General features: G+C 60.1%; 14 protein-coding genes. 10 read left to right on the plus strand and 4 right to left on the minus strand.

All coding sequences use genetic code 11. The features are described from left to right. Positions 1-24 precede the first annotated feature (24 nt). Positions 25-402, minus strand: a complete 378-nt coding sequence (locus AC13QY_RS11020; RefSeq protein WP_113330184.1) for a cupin domain-containing protein — start codon at positions 400-402, stop codon at positions 25-27. 214 nt (positions 403-616) lie between these two features. Between AC13QY_RS11020 and AC13QY_RS11025 the strand changes: the two genes are divergently transcribed. The 5 genes from AC13QY_RS11025 to AC13QY_RS11045 all read left to right on the plus strand — a co-directional run bounded on the left by AC13QY_RS11025 (position 617) and on the right by AC13QY_RS11045 (position 4,487). Next, positions 617-1,654, plus strand: a complete 1,038-nt coding sequence (locus AC13QY_RS11025; RefSeq protein ID WP_488493442.1) for an LLM class flavin-dependent oxidoreductase — start codon at positions 617-619, stop codon at positions 1,652-1,654. 149 nt (positions 1,655-1,803) lie between these two features. After that, a complete protein-coding gene (locus AC13QY_RS11030; protein WP_113389020.1) occupies positions 1,804-2,703 on the plus strand; it encodes a MurR/RpiR family transcriptional regulator in 900 nt (299 codons plus the stop codon). A 121-nt stretch (positions 2,704-2,824) separates the two neighbouring features. Continuing rightward, the gene (locus tag AC13QY_RS11035; protein ID WP_113389021.1) at positions 2,825-3,571 is read left to right on the plus strand and encodes a COG4280 domain-containing protein; all 747 of its coding nucleotides are present in this window, start codon (positions 2,825-2,827) and stop codon (positions 3,569-3,571) included. Beyond that, on the plus strand, positions 3,568-3,774 hold the full coding sequence (locus tag AC13QY_RS11040) for a hypothetical protein (RefSeq protein ID WP_113395429.1): 207 nt from the start codon (positions 3,568-3,570) through the stop codon (positions 3,772-3,774). The genes AC13QY_RS11035 and AC13QY_RS11040 overlap by 4 nt, the downstream gene beginning before the upstream one ends. 131 nt (positions 3,775-3,905) lie before the next feature. Beyond that, on the plus strand, positions 3,906-4,487 hold the full coding sequence (locus AC13QY_RS11045) for a histidine phosphatase family protein (RefSeq protein WP_488493443.1): 582 nt from the start codon (positions 3,906-3,908) through the stop codon (positions 4,485-4,487). 87 nt (positions 4,488-4,574) lie between these two features. Here the strand turns inward: AC13QY_RS11045 and AC13QY_RS11050 are convergent, their stop codons facing one another. Beyond that, complete coding sequence (locus AC13QY_RS11050; RefSeq protein WP_488493444.1) at positions 4,575-5,510, minus strand: phytanoyl-CoA dioxygenase family protein; 936 nt, start codon at positions 5,508-5,510, stop codon at positions 4,575-4,577. 134 nt (positions 5,511-5,644) lie between these two features. On the opposite strand from AC13QY_RS11050, the gene AC13QY_RS11055 reads away from it, so the two are divergent. Continuing rightward, positions 5,645-6,508 (plus strand): helix-turn-helix domain-containing protein, encoded by an 864-nt coding sequence (locus AC13QY_RS11055; protein ID WP_488493445.1) that lies wholly within the window; start codon positions 5,645-5,647, stop codon positions 6,506-6,508. On the opposite strand, the gene pdxR is transcribed toward AC13QY_RS11055, so the two are convergent. Further along, positions 6,498-7,922, minus strand: a complete 1,425-nt coding sequence (pdxR, locus tag AC13QY_RS11060) for a MocR-like pyridoxine biosynthesis transcription factor PdxR (RefSeq protein ID WP_488493446.1) — start codon at positions 7,920-7,922, stop codon at positions 6,498-6,500. The genes AC13QY_RS11055 and pdxR overlap by 11 nt on opposite strands. 94 nt (positions 7,923-8,016) lie before the next feature. On the opposite strand from pdxR, the gene AC13QY_RS11065 reads away from it, so the two are divergent. Together AC13QY_RS11065 and AC13QY_RS11070 are read left to right on the plus strand one after the other, a co-directional pair. Then, positions 8,017-8,700, plus strand: coding sequence for a pyridoxamine 5'-phosphate oxidase family protein (locus AC13QY_RS11065; protein WP_113351736.1), 684 nt, complete (start codon positions 8,017-8,019; stop codon positions 8,698-8,700). Positions 8,701-8,729: 29 nt separating this feature from the next. Next, the gene (locus AC13QY_RS11070; protein ID WP_113351735.1) at positions 8,730-9,392 is read left to right on the plus strand and encodes a GNAT family N-acetyltransferase; all 663 of its coding nucleotides are present in this window, start codon (positions 8,730-8,732) and stop codon (positions 9,390-9,392) included. Between the two features lie 21 nt (positions 9,393-9,413). On the opposite strand, the gene aac(6') is transcribed toward AC13QY_RS11070, so the two are convergent. Next, the gene (gene aac(6') / locus AC13QY_RS11075) at positions 9,414-9,854 is read right to left on the minus strand and encodes an aminoglycoside 6'-N-acetyltransferase (RefSeq protein ID WP_113351734.1); all 441 of its coding nucleotides are present in this window, start codon (positions 9,852-9,854) and stop codon (positions 9,414-9,416) included. 133 nt (positions 9,855-9,987) lie between these two features. On the opposite strand from aac(6'), the gene olsE reads away from it, so the two are divergent. Both olsE and AC13QY_RS11085 read left to right on the plus strand, forming a co-directional pair. Continuing rightward, positions 9,988-10,983 (plus strand): ornithine lipid hydroxylase OlsE, encoded by a 996-nt coding sequence (gene olsE, locus AC13QY_RS11080; RefSeq protein WP_113351733.1) that lies wholly within the window; start codon positions 9,988-9,990, stop codon positions 10,981-10,983. 221 nt (positions 10,984-11,204) lie between these two features. Then, a complete protein-coding gene (locus AC13QY_RS11085; RefSeq protein WP_113351732.1) occupies positions 11,205-14,528 on the plus strand; it encodes a thiamine pyrophosphate-dependent enzyme in 3,324 nt (1,107 codons plus the stop codon). Positions 14,529-14,686: the final 158 nt, after the last annotated feature.

Genomic DNA, 14,686 nt, shown 5'->3' on the forward strand with positions numbered 1-14,686 from the left:
GGGCGGCCGGACCATCGGGATCGTTTAAAGATGCTTGGGCGCGCGGATCGTCCGCTCGTTTTCGACATTGCCGGTATTGAGCGTCGTATTGCGCTCGAACAGCACGACTTCGCAGGTCGGCTCGGCGACCGGACAATGCTCCACCCCATGCGGAACGATGATGTATTCGCCAGGGCCAAGGACGATATCGCCGCCGTTTTCCTCGCGCAGCTTCATGCGCAGCGTGCCTTTGACGACCAGAAAGAGCTCATCCTCTTCCTCATGATGGTGCCAATGGAATGCACCTTCCAGCTTGGTGAGCTTGACCTGGAAATCGTTGATATCACCGCCGATGCGCGGACTCCAAGTCTCATCGAAGGCTGCAAAGGCTTTGGTAAGGTTCACCTTTTTCAGTGCGACCATATGTTTCCTCCTTAATCCAACTGCGCTCAAGTCGAAGCTAATATTGGCGTGACTGCCACCGATCGCAACGCCGGCATTGCCGAATATCGCCTATTGCCATCGGCATATCGAATTCTTCGAAGATTTCAGCCGAAACTTTCCGGGTAGTGGATGGTCGGGAGCGGCACTACATGCTGTCTCAACATTATCATTTCGATAGATGACAGGAAAAATCATGACGACAAACAATGTCGAATTCGGCCTGGACACTTTCGGCGACGTGACCTTCGACGACAAGGGCGTACCGCTACCGCATGCCCAGGTGCTGCGCAATGTCGTCGAGGAAGGCGTTCTTGCCGATCAGCTCGGCATCGACTTCTTCGGCATCGGCGAGCATCACCGCGAGGATTTTGCGGTCTCCTCGCCCGAAACGATCCTGGCGGCGATCGCCAGCCGCACATCGAAAATCCATCTGGGATCCGCCGTGACGGTGCTGAGCTCGGACGATCCGATCCGCGTGTTCCAGCGCTTCTCCAGCCTGAACGCGGTTTCGGACGGCCGCGCCGAGGTCATCCTCGGCCGTGGCTCGTTTACGGAGTCCTTCCCGCTGTTCGGTTTCGAGCTGTCGCAATACGAGCAGCTCTTCGAGGAAAAGCTCGATCTGTTCGCGGCTCTTCTTAAAAATGAGCCGGTGAACTGGCAGGGCAGCATCCGCCCGCCGTTGCGCAACCAGAAGGTCTTCCCGACCATCGAGAGCGGCCAGCTGAAGACCTGGATCGGCGTCGGCGGCAGCCCGGAATCGGTGGTGCGTGCGGCTCACTATGATCTGCCGCTGATGCTGGCGATCATTGGCGGCAGCCCCTATCGCTTCCAGCCCTATGTCGATCTCTACCACCGCGCCTACGAGCAGCTCGGCAAACCCGTCAAGCCGATCGGCATCCATTCGCCCGGCTATGTCGCCGAGACGGACGAGCAGGCGCGCGAGGAGCTGTGGCCCTGCTTCAAGGCGATGCGCGACCGCATCGGCCGCGAGCGCGGCTGGCCGCCCATGACGCGTGCGGAATTCGACAACGAGATCGAAAAGGGTTCGCTCTATGTCGGCTCGCCGGAAACCGTCGCCGCCAAGCTCGCCCCGGTCGTCAAGACGCTCGGCATCAGCCGCTTCCAGCTGAAATACAGCGCCGGTGCGCTCAGCCATGACAAGATGCTGCGTTGTATCGAACTTTACGGCCAAAAGGTGATCCCGGCGGTGCGCGCGGCCTTGGCGGAATAGTCGCAGCAAGCTTGATGCGCTTGCTTTTCAACGCGATCAAAAAAGGGCGCTTTGCGACGCAGCAAAGCGCCTTTTGCTTTCTGCTGTCATTCTTTTGCAGTAAATGCTACAAATAATATAATTAGTAACATTCACTACAAAGATATCCGATGGCAGAAGCGACACGGAAACCTCGCACTTTCGAAAACCGCGTTCTCGATGTGATGGAAACGCTGACACCGGCCGAGCAACGCATCGCCCGTTTCTTCGTCGATCAGAAGCAGGCCGCACTGTTGAATTCGGCCGCCCAGATCGCGCAGCTCGCCGGCAGCAGTGACGCGACGGTCGTCCGCACCGCTCGCGCCCTCGGCTTCGAAAGCCTGTCGATGTTGCGGGCCGCCCTGCTTGAAGCGCTGACGGGAACGCCGTCACCCGGAATGCGGATGCAACGCACGCTGGCTGAAACCGGCAGCCAGGCCGGCGATGTGCTTCACCATGTCATCGGTATGCACGAGCAGGCTTTGGATGTTCTGCGACGCGAGGAATTTGCCGCAAGCTTCGAACGTTGCGTCGATAGTCTTGCCAAGGCAGCCCGACGTCATGTCTTCGGCATCGGCCCGTCGGGCGCCATGGCAGATTATGCCAGCCTGCAGTTCAACCGCATCGGTCTGCCGACCAATGCGCTTTCGGCAGCGGGCATTGCCCTGGCGGACCGTCTGCTTGGGATAAGCAAAGGCGACGTCGTGCTGATGATGGCTTATGCCCCGCTCTATCGTGAGGTCGAAGTGCTGCTGGAATACGCCGGCAAACATGAGGTGCCGGTCATCCTCATCAGCGATGATCTCGGCTTACAGATTGCCGACAAGGTGACTGAAATCCTACCCGTGCCGCGCGGCAATGCCGGCCACCTCGCCATGCATGGTGGTACTATGGTGCTGATTGAATCCCTGATCGTCGCGCTAGCCGCCAAGAGGAAGGACGCCGCCATCGATAGCCTCGATCAGCTCAGCCAGCTGCGTGGCGCGCTTGATAAATCATGGAGCAAACGCGGCACGAGGAAACGCAAGTGAATGGTAACCAGATCGCCAAGCCGGAGTGTCTCACGTGCGAGTTCATTCGACACATGAGGAACAGCAGTCCGGAAAATACCGTGTGCACTCAAAGCCCTAACCGAATTTTGGGAATCATCTCATGAACAGCCTCACACCCATTCTATCTACGGTGACGGCGTCGTTCCTCGGCTCCTTCGTCGAAGTCGTCGAAGCCTTCACCATCGTCCTTGCTGTCGGCGTCACACGAAGCTGGCGCGCGGCGCTCACGGGTGCCATGCTTGCCCTTGCGGTGCTGGCAGCTCTCGTTCTCATCTTCGGACCGCTGCTGGCGCTGATCCCGATTGAAATCTTGCAATTCGTCGTCGGCGTTCTCCTCATCCTGTTCGGCATGCGCTGGCTGCGCAAAGCCATTCTCCGCTCGCTTGGCGTCATCGCCCTGCACGACGAGGAGGCAGCCTTCTCCAAGGAGACGGCGGCATTGCAGGCGCAGTCCACCGATCGCCGTGCCGATTATCTCGCCGGCCTTGCCGCCTTCAAGGCGGTGCTGCTGGAAGGCATCGAAGTGGTCTTCATCGTCATCGCCGTCGGCGGCGCGCATGGCCTGACACTCTATGCCGGCCTCGGTGCGCTCGCCGCCTTCGTGCTCGTCATGCTGATCGGGCTGATGGTGCATCGCCCGCTCGCCACCGTGCCGGAAAACACCCTCAAATTCGTCGTCGGCCTCATGCTGACAAGCTTCGGCATCTTCTGGACCGGTGAAGGCATTGGCGCGCATTGGCCGGGCGAGGATCTCGCCCTGATCGCCATCTTCGCGATCGTCTCGCTTGCCTCCTACGCCATCATCCGCGGCCTGCGCGGCAATCCAACAGCAAAGGCAGCCCAATGAATGTCCTGCGTATCGCCCTATCCGAGCTTATCGGCATGTTCATCGATGACGGTAGCCTCGCCACGCTCTGCCTCATCCTCATTCTCGTGATTGCCGGAGCGGTGGAGTTTCTCGCCTTGCCACCGCTCGCGGGTGGGTTTCTCCTATTGGTCGGCTGCCTCGCCATTCTGCTCTATAGCGTTCGCCGCGCCGTGAAACGATGAGATTCACAACCCTCTGCAAGAGCTTGGATTTGCAGAGGGTTGTCGGGTCAGCTGCCAATCCGCTTTAGCTCTCGACAGACGCTTTCGCAGATGCGAAGAATTTCGCACGGCAAATGCAAAGGAGAAACGGCATGAGCAGCGCCTATCCCGAAGTCTATTTGGTACGCCACGGACAGACGGAGTGGAGCCTCTCCGGCAGGCACACCGGCCGCACCGATATTCCCCTGACCGCTGCCGGAGAGGAAGCTGCCCGCAAGCTCGCCGCTCGCCTACCCCAGATCGATTTCGCCGCCGTCTGGTCCAGCCCGTCGCAGCGCGCGCAAAACACCTGCGCGCTGGCCGGCTTCGGTGACCGCCGCGTCGTCAAGGAGGATCTGGCGGAGTGGGATTACGGCGCCTATGAGGGTATCACCACCAAGGCGATCCTTGCCGAACGTCCCGGCTGGCAAGTCTTCCGCGACGGCTGCCCGAATGGAGAAACAGCCGCCGATGTCGGCGCGCGTGCCGATCGGATCATCGGCGAACTTCGGGGTATTGAAGGCTCTATCCTGATCTTTTCCAGCGCCCATTTCCTGCGGGTCTTCGCCGCCCGCTGGGTTGGCCTGCAGCCGGAAGGCGGTGAGCATTTCATGCTCGACACCACGAGCATCAGCGTGCTTGGCTACGAGCATGATCTGACCGAGCCGGTCATCCGCCGCTGGAACGAAATCTGACGGCCTGCGCCTGCCCGCCAATCTCCACAAACGCTTCGAGCGGCCCAAGGCCGCTCGATGTCTTTCAGAAAATCAGCCTTCCGCTGCTTACCAAGGCTTGAGGCCCAACAGCTTTTCACCGAGCGGCGTCAATTTGGCCGTCGTCGCATTGTGCTTTTCCCATTCGCGAGGATCGCCCGGAAAGGCGTCGCGCTTCGGGGAATCCAGTTCCCTCCACAGGCGGATCCGTTCCTCGCGCTCGGCGATATTGTCGTATTCCGCCGGATGCATGGAGATATATTGCGCCATGCGAACGCGGTTCTCCGAATGATTCGGACGAACGCCGTGCGCGAGCAGCGAGTTGAAGATCATCAGGTCGCCGGGCTCCATGTCGATATTGACGACCGAGAGACCCGTCATGTCAGGATGCATAGGATCGCGATCCGCCGGCTGCGTCTTTTCCCATTCCTCGAAATGCTCGAAGAGTTCCGGCACGCACTGGAATCCGCCGACATCGCCATCCTGTTTCTTCAGACTCAGGACACCCTGAACGCCGATCGGCAGCGGCCGGATCGAAGTATCGACATCCCAATGGATGAAGCCGTTCGGGTTGCCTTTCACCTTCTTCGGCGGGTTGAGATTGGCGCGATCGATGGTGACCCAAAGGTCCTCGCGATCCCAGATGTCGACGAAGACATCGTAGATCCGCTTTTCCATTCGGTTATCCCAGAGATACTGGTGATTATAGATCTCCAGCATGCCGGTATTGTTGAGCTCCTTCATCTTGTGCTCGCGCCGCTGTGGCGCATACCAGGTGGAGGGGTCGTTCGGATCCTTCTCGTCAAAACGCCACAAAAGCTCGACAAGCCGCTCGACATTCGCAGCCGGCACAGCCTGCCGCACGATCACATAGCCTTTCGTGATCCAGTGCTGCCAATCGTCCTTCGACAGCACTCTGAGCGGCAATGTCTTCTGAATATCCTTCAATTGCGTGGTGACCGCTGATGCGGTCGGGTGCGCGTCTCGTTTCAAGGCAGGCTGCATCGGTTTCCTCCATATCGCTGGCCCCTTTAGGTTTCGGGTGACAGGGAAGATGTAGCTTCAATCGGCGAGGCAATGTTGCCCGGCTCTGGCCAAATCTGATACTATTCTGGCTTATATCTCACTACGGACGCCCAATGAGGCCCTATCTCGAAGTTTTACCCCGTTCGCCGGAAGCATCCTGGAGCATGCTGAACCGCAGGCTTGACGACTGCATTCCGTTCCAATGGCATCACCATCCGGAATTCGAACTGACGCTGACGCTGAATTCCATCGGCCAGCGCTTCATCGGCGACCATAGCGGCGACTATGGTGACGGCGATCTCGTTCTCGTCGGCCCCAATCTGCCGCATAGCTGGGTTTCGCGCGCCAAGATCGAGGAAGAAAAGCCGCATATTGCCTTGGTGCTCTGGTTCAATCGCGAATGGCTCTTGCAGATGACGGGCGGCGCTATCGAATTCCGGTCGATCGAAACGATGCTGCAGCGTGGAGATAATGGCCTCCGCTTTTCGCAGACAACCTCCGCCGCTGTCCGCTCCTCCTTCGAAACTATTTTCGAAAAGCCGCCCGTCGAGCGCCTTCTGGCTCTGCTGGGCATTCTGGTGAGGGTCGCGGAAGACCGGCACGCGACGCCGCTTGCAAGCGCGCCGGCGCAGGCACCGGACCTGAAGGAAAGCCGCGAGCGCATCGACCGCGTACTGACGCATATGCATCTTCATTATGCCCGCGCGATCAGCCTCGATGAGCTAGCCGATATCGCGGCGCTCAGCGTCTCCGGCCTACACCGCATGTTTCGCCGCCATACCGGCGGAACGATATCGGATTATCTCATGCGCATGCGCATCGGCGATGCCTGTGCCCGCCTCTCTTCCACGGATCAGGCCGTGCACCACATCAGCGATGCCGTCGGCTATGCCTCGCTTGCCAATTTCAACAGGCAGTTCAGGGCGCTGAAAGGCATGACACCGCGCGAATATCGGGCGATGTTCCTCAGGCGCTGAGAAGCGTCACTTCGAGCAGCCTCGCAATTTTTGCCGCCGCCGCATCCGCCGCGGACGCCTCCATGCGGGCAATGCCGAGCAGCAGCCCGGGTCGCGCGGAGCCGAGATACAGCGCCGATATCGGCCGCACAGCAAAGCCATTGGCATTGATGATCCGGGCGACGGCGATATCATCGGTCTCTGCATCGCGGAACCAGCTGGCCAGCTGCAACCCGCCGCCACCAGCTCCGACTTGGAGTTCAGCGCGGCAATGGCGACGAAGCGCCTCGACGGTTGCTGCCATGCGCTCCGCATAAATACCGTTCATCTGCCTCAGATGCGCACGAAACCGCCCTTCGCGAATGAAATCGGCAAGGGCGGCCTGGATGTGGACGGGCACGATGGCGCCTCTCAGCCGTTGAGCCGCTTCGATCGCCGCCAGAAGCCGTGAGGGAATGACGGCATAAGCGACGCGCAGACCAGGCGCGAGCGTCTTCGAGAAGGTGCCGATATAAGCGACCACCTCGCCGTGATCGATGCCTTGCAGGGCGGCAATCGGGCGCGACGCATATTGAAATTCGCTGTCATAATCGTCTTCCAGCACGATCGCGCCATTGGCGCGGGCAAACTCCAGCAAAGCGAGACGGCGCGGCAGGCTCATGGTGGCGCCGGTCGGATATTGATGCGAGGGCGTGACATAGATCAGCCGCGGCGATGGCCCGGCCCCTTGCGCGATATCGATGCCCTCGGCATCGCAGGGCACCGGCACGAGGCTCGCCCCGGCCATGCGCAGAATTGCTTGCGCGCTGGCATAGCCGGGGTCCTCCATCCAGACGACATCACCCGAATGATCCGGCTGAAGCAACACACTCGCAAGCAGCCCGATCGCCGCCCCCGTCGATGGCACGATCACGATCTGCTCGGGACGGGCAACCACGCCGCGCGTCGCCGAGATATGCTCAAGGATTGCCTCGCGCAATTCGCGAACGCCACCATGATCGCTATAGCCGAGATCATGTACCCGCAATGAACGACCGCGGGCGCCGAGACAACGCGCCCAGGCGGCATGGGGAAAACTCGAGACATCGGGCACTCCCGGCTCGAACAAGCCTCCCCTTTTGAATTCCGTAACCCGTGGCAGATTTGGCGGCGGCGGTGCGACCTGACCCGGCAATGGCGTCGTCGGGAACGCTGCAACGCGTGTCGCCGCACCCGATGCCGAGCGCAGGTAGCCTTCAGCCTTGAGCCGATCATAGGCATTGACCACAGTCGACCGCGCAACGCCGAGCGAGAGCGCCATCACCCGCGTTGACGGCACGCGCTGCCCCGCCGACAACTGCCCGTGCAGGATGCGATCGCGCATCAGGCGATAGACTTGCCCCTCCAGGTCACCCGAACTTCGATCGAGTGCCGGCCACTGCGCCACCGCTGTCATGAAACCTCAACTGGTCTGCTAAAAATCAAAAAACTGGCCGTTTATAGCCTACCTCTTTGCTGGCAGAGATCAACGCTCGATCTGTGAGGAAGACATGGCCGATCACTATCCATCTAATAGCGCCACCTACCCGACCACCGAGCGTACTCGAGTGCGGCGCAGCCCAAAGCGTGGCAGTCACGCTCATGCCGATGTCCACGCCATTCTGGATGCCGCGCCGCTCTGTCACGTCGGCTATGTCATCAACGGCGCGCCCTATGTGACGCCGACCCTGCATTGGCGCGAGGACGACTACGTCTATTGGCACGGCTCCTCTGCCAGCCGCTTCCTGCGCGCTGCGGAGGACATGCCGGTCTGCCTGACCTGCAGCATCATCGATGGCTATGTGCTCGCCCGCTCGGCCTTCAACCATTCCGTCAACTATCGCTCAGCCATGATCTTCGGCACGGCTCGGCTGGTCGACGACATCGAGGAAAAGACGGATGCACTGCGTCGCTTCGTCGAAGACCTGTTCCCCGGCCGCTGGGACAGCCTCAGGCCGATGACAAAGCAGGAGGTCAAGGCGACTTCGGTCATGCGGATGAAAATCGAAGAAGCCTCGACGAAGGTCCGCAACGGCCCGCCCGGCGACATGGACGAGGCAGATCATCCCGTCTGGGCCGGCATCCTGCCCATCGAAAGCCACCTTGTGCCGCCGCAACCGGCGCCGGGCATGCCAGACGGAATAGAGCTGCCACAATCCCTCGCAGACCTGATACAATCGGGCCGGCTTCGCTGAACCGCATTTGATGACCAAAGGACTTTGATATGGATCTCACGAACTGGAAGGGCGTCGCCCGCCCCGAGCGCATTACCCTTGAAGGCCGCTACACCCGGATCGAGCCGCTCGAGCCGGCCAGACACGGCGAGGACCTTTACGCTTCAGCTCGAGCCCCCGGCGCCGAAGATCGTTTCCGCTACCTTTTCGAAGACGCGCCGGCCAATCACGCCGCCTTCTCTCCCTGGCTCGAGAAAGCCGCTTCCGGCACCGATCCGCTCTTCTTCGCGACGATCGACAAGCGCACGGGACGCGCCGAGGGCCGGCAGGCTCTGATGCGCATCGACAACACGCATGGCGTTATCGAGATCGGCAGTATCCTCTGGGGACCCGCCATCGCGCGCAGCCGCGTGACGACCGAAACGCTCTATCTGTTTGCATCATACGTTTTCGATACCCTTGGCTATCGTCGCTTCGAATGGAAGTGCAATAATCTCAATGAGCCGTCGAAGCGAGCAGCGGAACGCTTTGGTTTCGCTTTCGAAGGCATCTTCCGCCAGCACATGGTCGCGAAGGGCAAGAACCGTGACACCGCCTGGTTTGCCATGATCGACGCCGACTGGCCGCGGCTGAAGGCCGGCTACGAATGCTGGCTGGCCTTGGAGAACTTCGATGAGGCTGGGCAGCAGAAAACGAAATTGACATTCGCCTAGGCACAGTCCTGTAGCTCCGGCCTAAAGCAGCTTGCGAAAATAAACCACGCGCCTGGTTTCGATAAAGCCGAGCGCCGCATGGAAGGCATGGCTCGCAAGATTGTCGATCAGCGCATCCGAGGCGAACTCCGTGCAGCCGGCGGCCCGATCCCACGTACCAACTGCATCGCAGAGCGCCCGCGCCACCCCTCCGCGCCGATGTTCAGGGCGCACATAGATGCCTTCGAGGAAGAGAACCGGTGACGTCTTGCAGCCATTGACGTAATCGTGCCGCAATGTCGCTTCAGCAAAACCGGCGACATGACCGGCAGAATCGATCGCAAGATACGCAACAGCATTTTCATTGGCGCGAAATTGTGCCAGCTCCGCGCGATGATGTTCGTACGAACTATCTGGCCAAAGCTTGGCGCGCAATCGCGTCCACTCCTCCAGATATTCGTCTGCTGCCTGCTCTATCCGCATGTTTCGATCTCCTGTCCAACTACCTGTTGCTGGCGAACGGAAAAATTTCGCTTTCGACTCCACAATCATCGCGCTACATATCCCGCATACTCACGCGTAAATTTTTCGCTGATCAGAATCTGAGGATGATGGAATGACATTTCAAAGCAGTTCGCGTCTTTACGCTGCTGTTTCCTCCCTGCTGTGGCCCGCCATCTTCTGTGCCGGATTGACCGGTGCATATTTCGCCTTCGAATCGAATATGCATCTGCTCTGGTTCAACGTCGTCTATCTGTCGACAGTGGCGGTGATTGCCCTCTTCGAGCGACTGATGCCTTACGAGAAGACCTGGCAGAAGCGCGATGGTGAGACGTTCAACGATATTGCCCACACGCTGCTGAACAAGGGGGGCGTACAGATCGCCGCTGCGATCGGCACCTCCTTCCCGATGGCGGTCGCGACGGTCGCGCAGCCGGCGTTGAGCTACCATTCGCATTTCTGGCCGGATCAATGGCCCATGGCGTTCCAGGTAGTACTCGGCCTCGTCATTGCGGAGTTCGGCCTCTATATGGCGCATCGCCTGGCGCATGAGCATCTGTCGCTCTGGCGCTTTCATGCGCTACATCACAGCGTCGAACGGCTATGGGTCATCAACACAGGCCGTTTTCACGTCATCGATACGCTGTTCAAGATCGCGCTCGGTCAAATTCCGCTCTATCTGCTCGGCGCGCCGTTGCCTGTCTTCCTCTGGATCGGAGCGGTTACGGCTTTCATCGGTCTGCTCACGCATTGTAACGTCGACATGCGCACCGGCCCGCTCGACCTCATATTTTCGACTCCACGCCTCCATCGCTGGCATCATTCCAAGATTCTTGCCGAGGGAAATACGAATTATGGGGAAAACCTCGTGATCTGGGATCAGCTTCTCGGCACTTTCTACAACCCGCCACGTCCGTCCTCGACCGATATCGGCATCACCGGCAAGGTGGCCAAGGGTTTCCTCGCTCAGCTCATCCAACCCTTCTCCCGAAAAGGCCGCAGGGAAATTATCGGCAAGAAGCCCAAAGAGCTGATTCTCAAGGAAGAACAGGCCGCAAAGGCCGCCGCCGAAAGACAACGTGCCGCCGCCTCGATGCGCAAATCAGGCTGACGAGATGCACGAAAGGCGCACCCGTTTCGCGTTTGGGCGGGTGCATTGTCGCGCATGCCTTGTGAACAGAAACATCGTGAAAAATTGCAGCCCCGCAATATACGTATTTCGGTTTCAAACCGAGAAGATCTTGTCATTTAACGTGTATTGAAAAAGGCAGGCTGGGGGTTTACCTAACTCCCAGCATTTATTTGAGACGAAAGATCAGGAAAATCATTGAGATGGAAGGGAGGTTTGCAACAGAATACCTTAAGCAACTTCACAGAATATTTTTCATTTCCAGAGAAATAGACCGGCTCGAGCGAGAATTCATCAAGCAGGGCATAGCACATTTTCACGTTTCCGGCGCCGGCCACGAGTCCACAGCGCTTCTCAACGAATTCCTTCAGGACGACGACTGGCTGCATCTCCATTATCGCGACAAGGCCCTGATGCTGGCGCGCGGCATGCCCATTCGTGAGTTCTTTTCCAGTCTGCTTGCGACAGCCAATTCTCATTCCGCCGGCCGGCAGATGAGTGCGCATCTGTCTTCCCGCGCGCTCAACATCACGTCGATCGTCGGCCCCGTCGGCAACAATGCCCTGCACGCCGTCGGCGTCGCGGCATCCCTGAAGCACAGGCCCGGCATGCCGATCGCCATCTGTTGTGTCGGCGATGGCACCACGCAGCAGGGCGAATTCCTCGAAGCGGTCGCCGAGGCCGTGCGCAGCCAATATCCCGTCGTCTTCGTCATCGAGGACAACAGCTTCTCCATCTCGACCCGCACAAGCAAACAGACTTTCTTCGATCTGCCCGCCGGCCCCTCCTCCTCTTTCTACGGCATCGATATCATCCGCACGGATGGCGACGATCTCACCGCATCGCGCGACGCTTTCCGCAAGGCCGTCCGTCACAGCCGCAACAACCGCACGCCAAGCATCGTGCTTTTGAATGTCGAGCGCCTTTCCGACCACACCAATGCCGACGATCAGAAGACCTATCGCACCCTGCTCGAAATCGAGGCGGGCTCCTCGCGCGACCCGCTGCCAAATCTGCGGGCGATGCTGCAGAAGGCCGGCATCGATGCCGATGCTCTACAAAAGATCGAACGGGAATTGATTGCGGAAGTGCAGGCGGAAGCCGCCCTTGCCCGCAAGGAAGACGCCCCGAAGGTTGAGCCGGAAGCCAAAGCTCCCTACCCCGCTTCCTTCGATAAGAAGGCAGAATATCGCGGCAACGAGAATGCTTCGACGCTGACGATGCGCGAGGCGCTGAATGTCGTTCTCGACAAGCAGCTGGCCGCCAACCCCGAAGTCGTCCTATTCGGGCAGGATATTGAAGATCCGAAAGGCGACGTTTTCGGCGTCACCCGCGGCCTCAGCACGAAATATCCCGACCGCGTTCGCAACGCCGCCCTCACCGAATCGACAATCGTCGGCACCGCCGTTGGCCGCTCGCTGGCCGGCCAGCGCCCCGTCGCCTTCCTGCAATTCGCCGATTTCCTGCCGCTGGCCTATAATCAGATCGTCTCGGAAATGGGCAGCATGTTCTGGCGCAGCAATGGCGCCTGGGAAGCACCCGTCATCCTGATGGTGAGCTGCGGCGGCTATAAGCCCGGCCTTGGCCCGTTCCACGCCCAGAGCTTCGAGGGGATGCTGGCGCACACACCGGGCATCGACGTCGTCATGCCCTCCAGCGCCGGCGATGCGGCCGGTCTGCTGAATGCTGCCTTCGAGTCGCGGCGCCCCACGGTTTTCCTTTATCCGAAGGCCGTGCTCAATAATTCCGACGGCCGCACCTCCGAGGATATCGACAAGCATTTCGTCCATCCCGGCCTGTCGCGCCATGTCGCCCGTGGCCGCGACATCACGCTCGTCAGCTACGGCAACACGGTTTCGCTCTGCGCCAATGCTGCAAGCGCCTTCGAGGCACAGGGCTTCTCCGTCGAGGTGATCGATCTGCGCTCGATCTCACCCTGGGACGAGAAGGAAGTGCTGGCGAGCGCACGGCGCACCCGCCGCCTGATCGTCGTCCATGAGGACAATCGCACCGTTGGCATGGGCGCGGAAATCATCGCGACCGTCACCGAAAAGACCGATGTGCCGGTCGTCGTGCGCAGGCTGGCCCGCTCGGACGCTCACATTCCCTTTAACTTCCGCAATCAGCTCGAGACACTGCCCTCCTATCGCAAGCTGGTCGATCTGATGGCCGAAGTCCTCGAATGCGAAGTGACCTGGCACGAAGAGGACGACAGCGGCCCGACGGCGGCGATCAAGGCAATCGGCTCCGGCCCCGCCGACGAGAACGTCCTCGTGACCGATATGCTCGTCAAGCCCGGCGACAAGATCGAAGTCGGCCAGCTCGTTGCCGTCGTCGAGGCGACGAAAGCCTCGGTCGAAATCTGCGCCAATATCGGCGGTGTCGTGCAGGAAGTCTTCGCCAAGATCGGCGATCAGATCGCCACGGACAGCCCGCTTCTGACCGTCGACGCCAACCGTGATCTCAGCGAACAGAATTTTGCGCTGGCCTCCGAGATCCAGAACAAATTCGTGCTGCGGCGGCTGAAGTCGCATGTCATCCCGACGCTGCGCCGCCATACCGGCAGCTTCTCGGAAGTCGTCATCAACGGCATTGGCATCGCGACCGGCGCCCGCCGCGTCACCAACGAAGAGATCATCCATAATTGGCCGAACCGCCGCGCTGACGAGATTCTGGCGCTGACGGGCATCAAGAGCCGCTTCTGGGTCGGCCCTGAAGAGGGCACGCTGAGCCTTGCCGCCAAGGCGACGCGCGATCTTCTCAAGCAGAACCAGATGTCGATCCACGATGTCGACCTGGTGATCGCCGCCACGGGCACGCCTGACATCGCCACGCCGTCGCTCGCAAGCCGCGTCGCGGTTGCCGTCGCCGAAGACGGTGTGCGGCCGTCGCTGGCCGCCTATGACATGGGTGCCGCTTGCTCCGGCTATCTCTACGCCCTGCAGCAGGCCTATGATTTCATCGCCCAGCAGAACGACGCCAAGGTGCTCATCATCACCTCGGAAGTTCTGTCGCCGCTGCTCGACATGAACGATTTCTCCACCGCGATCCTGTTCGGCGATGCCGCAACCGCCAGCCTCGTGACCAGCCGCGACATGGCGCGCAACCCGCTCTTCACCGCAAGCCGCCCGATCGTCAGCGGCCGGCCGGAACCGGGCGATCTACTCTATGTTCCGCTGCCGGATGATGGCGTCATTGCCATGAACGGCCGCTCGGTCTTCACCGAGGCCGTGCATTCGATGACCCGCTCGATCGAAAACGCCTGTGTCGATGCCGGCATCGAACTTGCCAATCTCGATCTGCTGGTGCCGCACCAGGCCAACCAGCGTATCATCGACACCATCGCCAAGCGCAGCGGCCGCCCGGCCCTCAGCGTCATCGAAACCTATGGCAACACCAGCTCATCAAGCATTCCACTCGCCATGCTGCATGTCGCCAACGAATATTCCGAGCCGCTCAATCTCGGCCTCGTGGCCTTCGGCGGCGGCATGACGGCGGGCGCGGCAATCGTCAGAACCGTGAAGTAATCGTCAAACGGTTGCAGGACCAAAAGAAGACCCCGAAATCCTTGAGGATTCCGGGGTTTTCTGTTGGGCAACTCCAGGAAAAGCGCACAGCGGTTTCCATCCGGAATTTGCTGGGAAACAAAGAGGTAGCGCGGTCCAAGGTTTCCGTGAAAAGCCGA

Source organism: Martinezella sp. CNPSo 3795 (assembly GCF_057784475.1).